The sequence below is a fragment of the Paenibacillus marchantiophytorum genome (genome assembly GCF_014640555.1).
GTDB classification, from domain to species: Bacteria; Bacillota; Bacilli; order Paenibacillales; family NBRC-103111; genus Paenibacillus_E; species Paenibacillus_E marchantiophytorum.
Genome location: NZ_BMHE01000006.1, coordinates 167440 through 178098, shown reverse-complemented (window position 1 = coordinate 178098; position 10659 = coordinate 167440). Strand labels below are relative to the sequence as shown.

The window sequence follows — 10659 nt, the reverse complement described above, 5'->3', positions numbered from 1 at the left end:
GACGCCTCACAGCTACGTGGTCCTTCCTCAACAAGGCTCACATAACCAGGAGACATCCCCTAAATGATTTCCCTACCTATCTCACAAGTATTTACTGCCAAGTAATAAAAATACGCTCGACGTCCATACAATACCCGGATCTCGAAGAGGCTTCCCTGTCCCTGCTTGGAAATTCTCCGCCATCCCGCTTAGCGCCACAAGATCACAGAATCTTCGAGCCAACTCACGCGAAAAAGTAATATCGCCAATCTCACGAAGCGCATGCGAAAGGATGAACATGGGCGGTGCCCAAATTGGCCCTCGCCAGTACCCATCTTCTTCATATCGGTCACTATCCAAGCGTTCGCTGGATAGACCGTATTTCGTTAGGAATGCTCCTTCTACTTGTAATTCTTCTATCATACGATCTCGGATTGATTTCGGCAATCGTTCGCCTAACAAGAGCGGAATGAACATGATGAGTGATTTGCTGTCGACGACCTCATGACTGCCTGAACGTTTGGCACGAAGCACTCCACCAACGATGAAGTGTTCCAACATGTTGGCGAGTAATTGATCGGCTTGCTGCGTCCACTGCCTGCCTTCTTCTACTTTCCCAAGCTGGTGGGCGATCTTGGCTAACGTCTCCATTTGAATGATTAAATAGGTCGACAAATCTGGACTTTCGAGTGGAATGCCATCATAGAAAATCGTGCTGTTATCCCAGCCGCTATCATTGCCATTATGATATTCCGGAATACCATCGTCATCGCTGTCCCGATACTTCAACCAGAAATGGGTCCATTTACTTAGAGGCGAATAGGCTTCTGCCAGCATGTCTTTCGTAATACCGTCTGTATGGGTCATCATCCATTGCAAGGCAAATCCATGAATCGGCGGTTTCACATAGCTTCGAATGATATACCCGTCTGAAATCGTATCGGGCAGCGCCCCAAACGCATCTTGATGATCGAACAACGTCATCCATTGATGCCAAGCAAGCTTTGGATCCTGCTCCGCTACAGCCATCGCGTGGAAGCAATGATCCCAGCTCCATATCCCGCTCATCCCATTCTTGGAAGCATACATCGTTGGTCTTTGGATATGTCCATAGGGTTTCACCACACTCATCCAATTGACATAAGCTGCTAATTCTCTTGTATCGCTATAGTGCTCTGGCAGCTTAGGCGCCGCGTCCAGATAATGCGCGAATGTCGCTTCCACGCCAGCAAGACTCTCTGCGAAGGAAGGATACGTTCTCGCCGGCCAAACGATGCTGTCACGATACAGCTCGAACACACCTTCAAAGCTTGAATCGGTCGGCCGTGCCTCGCATCGAACATGAACATAGTCAGCGTTATCTCGGTTCCACGGTGATTCAATAGCCATTTCCCCTTGCAGCATAGTTAATCTCACGCGTTCACGCTGCCCGTCACAGTTCACATCACACTGATGATATCCTGCAGGAACGACATGTGAAGCTCGTATAAACTCCACACCCAGCCCTACGTTCTCTCCGTAGAACTGAATGGTATTCGTGCCTTCGAAAATAAGCTTAACACTGCCGAAATCAGAATATAGTGATAAACTCGTCGCCGTCGCTTCTTCGCGATAGGGAATCACTTGTCCCTGATGAAGCACAACAAATCTGGCAATACGTGAACGATACACATCTTTATGAAGTGTTCTTATATATAGCCCCTCAGGCTCGTCCTGATAGGCAGACATTTGCGAAAAAGCGTAGTAGGAACCTGGATAGCTCCACGCGATTCTGGACACATCTACTTGCATGGTGATGCCTCCCTCTATGTGTCGATTCTGAACGTGCATAAATTAGTTACATTTAGTATAGAAGGAATTGTCATCTGAAACGTAGCAAAATCGAACGAATGTAGTGGAAAATCGTTCGATTTTTGGGAATCTGCTTATTTTGCCTGCATATAAATCGAATCCTGATATGATTTGGAGCAAGCTTGGTTGAAACTCATGACAATCATCCTTCCTTGCTTGCTTTCTTGCGAATCATCCGTTGTCTAGCGGGACAACTCATCGTATCGGATGGAGTGAATCCCTTTCAAGTGTGGGAATTCCTGTCACAAGCTTATTCAAAAGACCCATACATCCGAATGATGTCCATTAACCGATCTGAAATCTCCATTAAACCCTCTTCCGAAGGATGAATTAAATCAGATGTCAGCAGCGACGCTCTCGTTAATAGGTCCGTTCCCGGAATATAGACAAGCTTGGATCTATTCATTTGCTTCACTTTATCGGCTACGGCTGAACGGAAGGCAAGTCGATCTTCTCCCTGACTCACATCTCCTTTGAAGGTGAAAAGATCGGTGCAGAAAATCCATTTGTCTGGATGTGCATCCGCTACTCGGGAAATGAAGTAATCAACCCGCTCCCGGAATTCGTCTGGCGAGCCTGGTCTTCCTTGCCCAACATCCCAAATCATATTAATCCCGAGCTCAATGAAAGCCGCATGCCAGTTGGATAATGCAGCCAAATAATCAGCCATCACAGCATCGACCATCGCGCCCCCCGCAAAGGATACATTCAGCAGATCCACCTGCAGCCCTGCAGCCGTTCGCATGGCGTATGAACCCGTTGGACGAACCGCGGATGCACCATTCGAGATCGAAGAACCATAGACTAGCAGCCGTTTGTCCGGTACACTGCATGCTCTTGGCGGTTCAGTTTCCCCTTCAACACGCACGAATGCAATCTGACTCTCATAGGGCAATATGACACGAACAAGATCCGGCGCAAACACAAGCCTTTCCTCGTCCGCGATTTGCTTCATTAAAGCGAGTTCACCAGGGCGTTCAATCACGATTTCTGTCACATGCGTGCCAAGAATACGCGGCGATGTTTCCTGAAATGTGCCATGATACACCTGGGCAACCGTATGCTCGCTCGTTAATTGCCCGGCATTCAATACTTCAAGGTGTAAGGTCACGCGATCGGTTATCATGTGGAACCGAATCTCCACACCTCCCGTCTTCAGACCCGAGTCATGTGCGAATGGGTGCAGTTGAAGACGCAATTCCGTGGGAATGCGGCACAGCTGCACCGCCGTGCCTTGGCCGACCGGGGTAAGTTCAGTCACATTATGAAAGGCCAGATTATTATAGATCAACGTTGCCACCCCTTCCTTGTTTTACTTGTTGTAGAGCTTGTACTTCTCATTACGGAATGCGATTGTACACATCGGCAAACTCGGACATCGTCACAAAGTCGACTTCGCCACGTTCTCTCTTTTCTTTTAAATATTGCAGGGAATCGATATACATCGCACGTGAGTGATTCACGGCGTCGACGAAGATATTGTCAGGCACAACCCACAGCGTGCTAACAAATACACTGTAATAGGCGAAGCCATTGTAATTCTTCTGCTCAATCCATTGATCGATAAAACGGCGCATATACGGACTATTCGGTCCATCATTTGCCTTCGCTCTCATCACATTCGCAGGATGTGAAGCAAAGTAATCGTCACGACTCGTCAAGGCACCGCGATCCCCTCGATGAATAACATTGACGTACATTTTACTCATGGTACACCCTCTTTTCACATGATGATCTGACATCCATTATAGGTGGCTACCTGGAATGTCCGAGAGAGACATCAGATTGCTGAAGGTAGGACATTCGAGTGAAAGTGCCCCTTCCACATGCAGACATCAATATCAAATGTAGACATTTCCCCTACCATTGGCATCACATTGTCTAACCATGAATTATCTTCCATTATGTTACTTTAAAGGTATAACCTTCAATCCAATTTGCTGGTTATCACTTCAACGGAAGGAGGTAAGTCTTACCGTTAACTCATTGGTATCTGATCTTCATTCTAAAGGAGGAAATTCAATTGAAATCAAGCTTGAAAGCGTATGCAAGAAGCATCCTGGTGGTGTTGGCTGCCCTATTGATTGTCCCGTTCTCTTTGATTACAAGTACGACTGCCCACGCAGCGGGCACAGGCAAATTCGTAGTGAATGGCACCACGATCAATGATCCAAACGGCAATGAATTTATCGTCAAAGGTGTGAATGTTAACGGTCCGCGATGGCCTTATACCCGTGAAACAACACAAGATGCCACTTTAATCTCCAATGTATGGAAATTCAATACGGTACGTATCAACACCTTTCCACGGATGGCTCAGTATGGTGTGGCCAACAATATGGATATGAATGCCATTGTGAATGCATTTACAGCCAAAGGCGTCGTATCCATGATTGAAAACCACGACATCTATGGCACTTGGGCAGAAAGCAGCGTCACTTATGATTCTGGCGGAAGCCGGATTCCTTCGGTGCAGGAGATGAAAGATTGGTGGGTTAATATTGCGAATACGTATAAAAATAATCCCTATGTCTGGTTTAATATTGCCAATGAACCTGGACTAGGAAGCTATTCAAATGCCGATTCGATCACCAAATGGAAAAACTTCCATGATGACATTATTGGTGCTATCCGAGCTGCAGGGGCTCAAAATATTATCGTTGTCGATGAACACAATTGGGGACAAGCAAACGGCTATCTTGGCGGGAATTCGGATAGTGCCATCATTTCACAAGGCGCCTATCTGAAGAATAAATACTCGAATCTTATCTTCTCGCTTCATCCCTACGACAATTGGAGTAATGGCGCAACGCGATTGAACAATTATATGACACAAGCACATAATCAGAATTTGGCTGTCATTATTGGGGAGTATGGCGGCTCTAACGCTTCTACAGCCTTAGCTATGGAGGCTGTGCTCAACGTAGCCATTCCGAATCATATCGGCAGAGTTGCGTGGCATTGGGTAAGCGAGGGCGATGATAATTTCAATATGACTACAGGATCAACCAGTGGAGGCGGTTACGAAATTAATCGCACAGATGGCGTCAAACCATCCAACCTGACCTGGATGGGCAGCTTGATTTGGGATGATAACCGAAGTTCGTTAAGCACACCTGTACCCCAACACAATTTCCCCATCATGAATAATGGTTTCTTTGAAGATAATTTGACCTATTGGAATAACTGGGGGCAAGCGTCTGTTAGCACGTCGATTGTTAAGAACGGAGCCAAAGCCATTAAGATTAGTTCAGGGGCGACGGGCGGTGCCGGCCAAAATATCGGTCTGCGTCCGAACACAACTTACAAGCTCATGGCCTGGGGATATGGCAAAGCCGATCTTGGCGTTAAGTACACGACGCTATCCGGTTCGGTGACACAGCAAACTCTATCTTACACAGGTGGTTCCTACTGGTCTTGGAATCAAATCGTCTTCACAACGCCATCGGATTTCTCAGATGGCACGGTGTTTATTTGGAAAGGCGATGCTTCAGCTGAATTTTACGCGGATGATATTCAAATTATCCAGCAATAACCTTACTTACCAAACGATCGGCGATTCCTGGAATGGAATCGCCGATCGTTTGGTTATATGGAAGGAAGCATCGCAAAATTTTATTTAATTAGCATGAATCGTAATCGTTACTTTTTGATATGGCAGCGCATCAAGCGTACCCTGCACAGTAATATTCTGCCCTGCCGTCATGGTTGACGTATTCACATACGTATCCCACCAGACTAACCGGCTGATGCCATTGAAAGTCGTACCACCGCCACAATCGAAGGTAAGCGTCGTGTAGGTGTAAGGAGTTGTGGTAAGTACACCGTGCGTCACATTCTGTGTAACCGCAAGACCACCAGTTATTTTGGGCGTAACCACCACATAAGCCGTCGCCTTCAAGCCCGTTCCGGTTACTGTGCCGCTAACTGTAAATTTCCCTTGCGATTGTCCGTTTGCATATGGCGTCGTTGATAAAGCAACCTGCGAGCTGGTTACCGTATTCCATACGACATTCGCTGTACCCGTTGTATTATTGTTATAGCGGACCTTCACCGTGCTTGGCAAAGCTGGAAGCGTATCTTTGACCGTTATGACGGATACCGGGTCTATCGCCACAATCGGATTACCGACTGTTTGACCCGAGATAACGATGTTCTTCCATGCTTTAATCGTAGAACCATCGTTGGATAGGGCTGCAACCGACACCGTTCCATTATTTAATGCATGTAATAAACCTTTGCCGTCAATCGTAGCTTTTGTAGTTGGCGTTACGGCGTCAGATTCGAATACGGCCCAAGTAAAGTCGGAATTGGTCGCATTGGCTGGTGATTGCGCAGCGCTCATTTGCAAATTCCCATCATTCGTAGTTATCGTACTGGAACCAGATGTTACAGAAAGAGAAGACAACGGAACATCGACACTGGTATCAACCTTTAATTGTGCCAACCAAGCATCGTCAAAATTAGCTGCTGTTCCATTGTAAAGCGCTAAGCCAACTTTCCCCGTCTTATACGTGCTGTCATTCGCTTGCAGAACGGTAACGCCATTAACGGAGACAGAAATAAAATCGTCAATGGCACGAACCGCAACGTTATACCATTTCTCCGGGGCAAAGGTAATTCCGTTCGCAGTTGAGATGGTTGACCATGTACCACCAACTTGTTTCGATAATTTCACGCGGTTACTATTGCCATCCAACGTAAGCCCATACTGATTATTCGTGTCCTGAATGCGGAAGCGCAGACTAGCATCATAGACGCTTCCTGTCTTGAATTTCACCATGGAGCTGTAGATATAGTCCGACCAGTTCGCATCTCCGGCAGAAACCTGACTCGTTGTTCCTGCATTGGAGGTTCCTGTATAGATGCCGCTTTCCCCGCTGGTACGAATCGTATCATCCGTTTGAACCGCCCATGTGCCATTGCCGGTAGACGCCCATTGCCAAGGAAACTCAAAGCTTGTGCGTACTGGCCAATTCGGGAACACCATGGCACCGTCTCCAACCCAATCGGCTGCGGTAGACCAGCTGCTGAAATCAGATGAATACGAAACGGTTCCGTTTACCGTTACTTTCGGATTATCGAAATAAACAAAATCGTTCTTTCCACCTATGTTCGAATTGATTTTCACACCAGTATAACCGGTTGAGTAGCTTGTGTCGGTTTTGGTGATGACAAGGGTATTATTGATATAACATTGAATTTGACTGCCTGTTGCTACGATTTTGATATGGTACCATGTGTTTGTAGCCAGAGTTAACGCCGTTGAGGCAGCTAGAAGCGTATGATCATCCTTATATAATTTAATTTGTTCATTCGTCGCATCCTTGAATACGTTCCAGTTCGTTGGATCAAGGAAGAGCGAATACGAGGTGCCGGCCATAGGATCTCCGCGGAATACTGCCCGTACAGGCGTTCCAATGGACGTATTCACGTCAAGCTCATAGGTGAAATCAGCATATTTCTGTTTCTTGTTATAGACTAATTCATCTGCGCCCCAAGGCCCGACCCATGGCTCGCCCTTCATATTGCCATTCGTAATCGTCCAGTGCTCAGAGCCGAGTTGGTTATCCTGATCGCTCTCCGCAGTTGCAAAGCTGAAGTCATTCAGGTTAAGAGCCTTAGGCATTGGTGTTTCAGCCGCTGCATAGGAGAATCTATCCACACCTATCGTACCGCTTTTATTCACGATTTTAATCGTATGGGTATAGTTGGAAAGACCTGTTTTGCTAAACAAAACTTGCCCACTCTGTGGCGCTGCACTGCTCGTGCTGACATCCTTGGCCCAAAGTACGCCATCGATGTAGACATCCGCAGTTCCCCCGCTGGATGTGGTTCTTCCCAGCCATTCTACAGAAGTTCCGAAGAATTTGTATTGCGCTGAAGCATTAGCGGCTGAGCTGGTGCGATACGTCGATTGATAATCGTCGGCTGCTCCTGAATTCGTCCATGTTCCCGTATAGATGATATTCGCATCGCCGTCATCAGCAAGCGTCCACCCGCTGCCATCACCTGCTACTGTATCTAATTGAATATGAACGGGACCGTTATGATTGACGGATAACGTGTAGACATCAGCAGCGGAATCAAAGCTTTCCGCATACGTATAATGTTGATCATACCCGGAAATCGTTAATACGGGTTTATTGCTTGTTTTCACTTTGATGGTATCCAGACGAAGCGAACTGTCTTTCGGATCCGGCACAAAGCTGTAAGCCTCATAATAATCGGTGAAATCGAGACCTCGATCACCGCCTGGCACATACAAGTCTTGCGTGTGATCCGTGCGGTAATTATTCAGCTCAACTTGGAGACTGGTAGAGCCGTCTTCCACCAGCGCATAGGAATGAGGGGTGATATCCGTAAAGTCAATTTCTTTGAATGCAGATCCTGCACTAAGGGGTAGAAAAGCATTCTGATACGTATTTGTCGTATATTTACTGTTATACACCAACCACTGATTATTGACTTTCTGTGCAAAAGCATCACCTGTATATGTCGCTGGGTATTTGCTGTTCATATAAGCGACTTTATCTGGAATTGTCTTAAATTGACTCTCATAGGATGACTTGGTCAACACATTCGCAAAAGGTGTCAGTGCCGACGCAGGTGCAGAAGCAGAAAACTGCGGAATCACATAATACCTTCCAGTCGTTCGAGGTAAATAATACAGACCTTGCTGGTTTAGATAATCCGGCGGATTCTCATATAAACCTTCATACAACATAGCTCTTCCGCCATCATTATCGTTTAATGCAGTCATCAAACCCTGGGAGGCCGAGTATGCTACTTTGATTTGACTCGTTACCTGCGCTTTGCTCGGTGCCGGATGCTGAATAATATATCGCATCGTTGGCAGAATGGATTGTGAAAAGAGCGGTGTATAAGCATCGTTTAAGGCCGGAATATCCAACTGATTCTCAAAATGGTAGACCGTCGCCCCCATTTGATACTGATCCAGCATATTCATGGCATATAAATTTTCCGGAACAGACCGGCGGCATTTTTCGCTTTTCCCTCCACCGTTCGTATTGACTCCGAAAGCCCCGCAGCCATAGAATGCGTAGCTGTCATAATAAGGTCCCCAGTTGCCAGCGGCTCCCGACAGCCAGAAGCCTTCCGCTTCACCTGCCATTTTATTTATATTTTTGTGAATTTGCTTCGGTGAGTAGATGAAGTTGTCTTTATACATCGCGACGGAGTCGTAGTATGATTTCGTTTGCATTTTATTAGCGAATACATCGGTATCTTCCATGGAAGATTGAATATGGAAGCCTCCATATTGACTCTCCATCGCAAGCAAGGAAGGAATACTGCCGGACACACCCGTTAATTCCGACACAGCAGTCCCCATCATATTGGGATATTTCTGAAATAATTGCTCTAACCATGCATACCCAGTAAGACTAGATGTATCCTTGGTAGGAGATTCTCCAAAAAGAACGAACAAAGGAATGTTTAAATCCTTGCCCTCCTTCATGTTATCTTCCACCCATTTGCGCGCATCGTCCGTGTTCATCCAACTGTTATGGCCGGGATGCAGCACAAAGGCCACATAAGGCTTCACATCATCCGGTACGGAAGCCCATGCTTGCTTCACATCCCATTTCTTATTGTTGTCTCTGCGGAAGGCGGGATCACCATTCGTATTGGGGCCCATGACAACTTGCATAACAAAAAGCGGATGATTGTTATCGATCACCTTGCGCAAGGGAACTGCAGCATGAGCGGTTTGAACCGGTGCAAGCAACGGGACGGCAACCGCAAATACCAGAATAAAACTTAGCATCAACATGCTTACTTTGATTATGCAATTTTTAACCATTCCTCTTCCTCCTTCAGTAATAGGTTTGTAAGACAATCAGTAAGTAAAGAACTAATCACCTCCTTCTGGTGTTTTCATTGGACTCAACCTTTAACACTACCTAGCACAAGACCTTTGGTGAAATATTTCTGTAAATAAGGATACAAAATTAAGATAGGCAAGGTCGCAATGAAAATTTCCGCAGCTTTAATGGAACGTTGGTTTAAGTTATAGAACATCTTAATTTCTTCGGTCGTCATATGCGTTGTATCGGGAACGGTTAATACCGTATACAAATACGTCTGCATAGGATAATTTTCTTTGCTTGTCATAAACAACAGGCCATCAAACCAGTTATTCCAGTGAAAAACGAAAGTGAAAAGGATCAGCGTGGCAATAGCTGGCATTGATAATGGCAAAATAATCTTCCCTAACAATTGGAAATGTCCCGCTCCATCCAAAAAAGCCGATTCCTCAATTTCTCTCGGAAGATCTTTGATGAAATTCATCAATAACAAGATATTGAACACTTGTACGGCAGGAACAATCACGAGAGCCCCCATTGTGTTATATAATCCAGTATATTTTACCATCATAAACCAAGGGATTAGTCCCCCATTAAATAACATGGTAATCAGGAAAAACCACACGGCATAACCTCTCGCCCGAAAATCCCGTTTGGATTTAGATAAGGGATAGGCTACTAGAATCGTACAAATCATGGTGATAAGAACGCCAAGCACAGTTCGTTCTATAGAGATTAACAAAGCGTGATAGAATGCTTGATTATTGAGAATATAGGTGTAGGCCGAGAACGTAATCCCTTTGGGCCATAGAAATATTTCTCCTGCACTGACATACTTATTATCGCTGAATGACATCGATAAAATATTCCAGATTGGAATGAAACTAATGAATGTAAGCAGGGATAGCCATGTGTAGTTGCACAAGACAAACACTTTTCTACTGAACGTTTTGTGTTCATAACTCACGCTGTGATGTGACACCTTCACCCATCCAAACCT

6 protein-coding genes are annotated in these 10659 nt (G+C 45.7%); 1 reads left to right on the top strand and 5 read right to left on the bottom strand.

Annotated features, from left to right (window positions below; translation table 11 throughout):
* Positions 1-81: 81 nt before the first annotated feature.
* The 3 genes from IEY34_RS08890 to IEY34_RS08880 all read right to left on the bottom strand — a co-directional run bounded on the left by IEY34_RS08890 (position 82) and on the right by IEY34_RS08880 (position 3539).
* Positions 82-1770: an amylo-alpha-1,6-glucosidase gene (locus IEY34_RS08890; RefSeq protein WP_189010424.1), complete on the bottom strand. Its 1689-nt coding sequence runs from the start codon at positions 1768-1770 to the stop codon at positions 82-84.
* 310 nt (positions 1771-2080) lie between these two features.
* Entirely contained in the window at positions 2081-3121 is a 1041-nt protein-coding gene (locus IEY34_RS08885; protein ID WP_189010421.1) for an SGNH/GDSL hydrolase family protein, read from the bottom strand.
* 49 nt (positions 3122-3170) lie between these two features.
* On the bottom strand, positions 3171-3539 hold the full coding sequence (locus IEY34_RS08880; protein ID WP_189010419.1) for a hypothetical protein: 369 nt from the start codon (positions 3537-3539) through the stop codon (positions 3171-3173).
* A gap of 314 nt (positions 3540-3853) precedes the next feature.
* On the opposite strand from IEY34_RS08880, the gene IEY34_RS08875 reads away from it, so the two are divergent.
* Entirely contained in the window at positions 3854-5365 is a 1512-nt protein-coding gene (locus IEY34_RS08875) for a cellulase family glycosylhydrolase (RefSeq protein ID WP_189010417.1), read from the top strand.
* A gap of 84 nt (positions 5366-5449) precedes the next feature.
* On the opposite strand, the gene IEY34_RS08870 is transcribed toward IEY34_RS08875, so the two are convergent.
* The gene (locus IEY34_RS08870) at positions 5450-9655 is read right to left on the bottom strand and encodes a glycoside hydrolase family 98 domain-containing protein (protein ID WP_189010415.1); all 4206 of its coding nucleotides are present in this window, start codon (positions 9653-9655) and stop codon (positions 5450-5452) included.
* Positions 9656-9738: 83 nt separating this feature from the next.
* Positions 9739-10647 carry a carbohydrate ABC transporter permease gene (locus IEY34_RS08865; RefSeq protein WP_229757538.1) on the bottom strand — a complete coding sequence of 303 codons (909 nt, stop codon included), beginning with the start codon at positions 10645-10647 and terminating at the stop codon, positions 9739-9741.
* Positions 10648-10659: the final 12 nt, after the last annotated feature.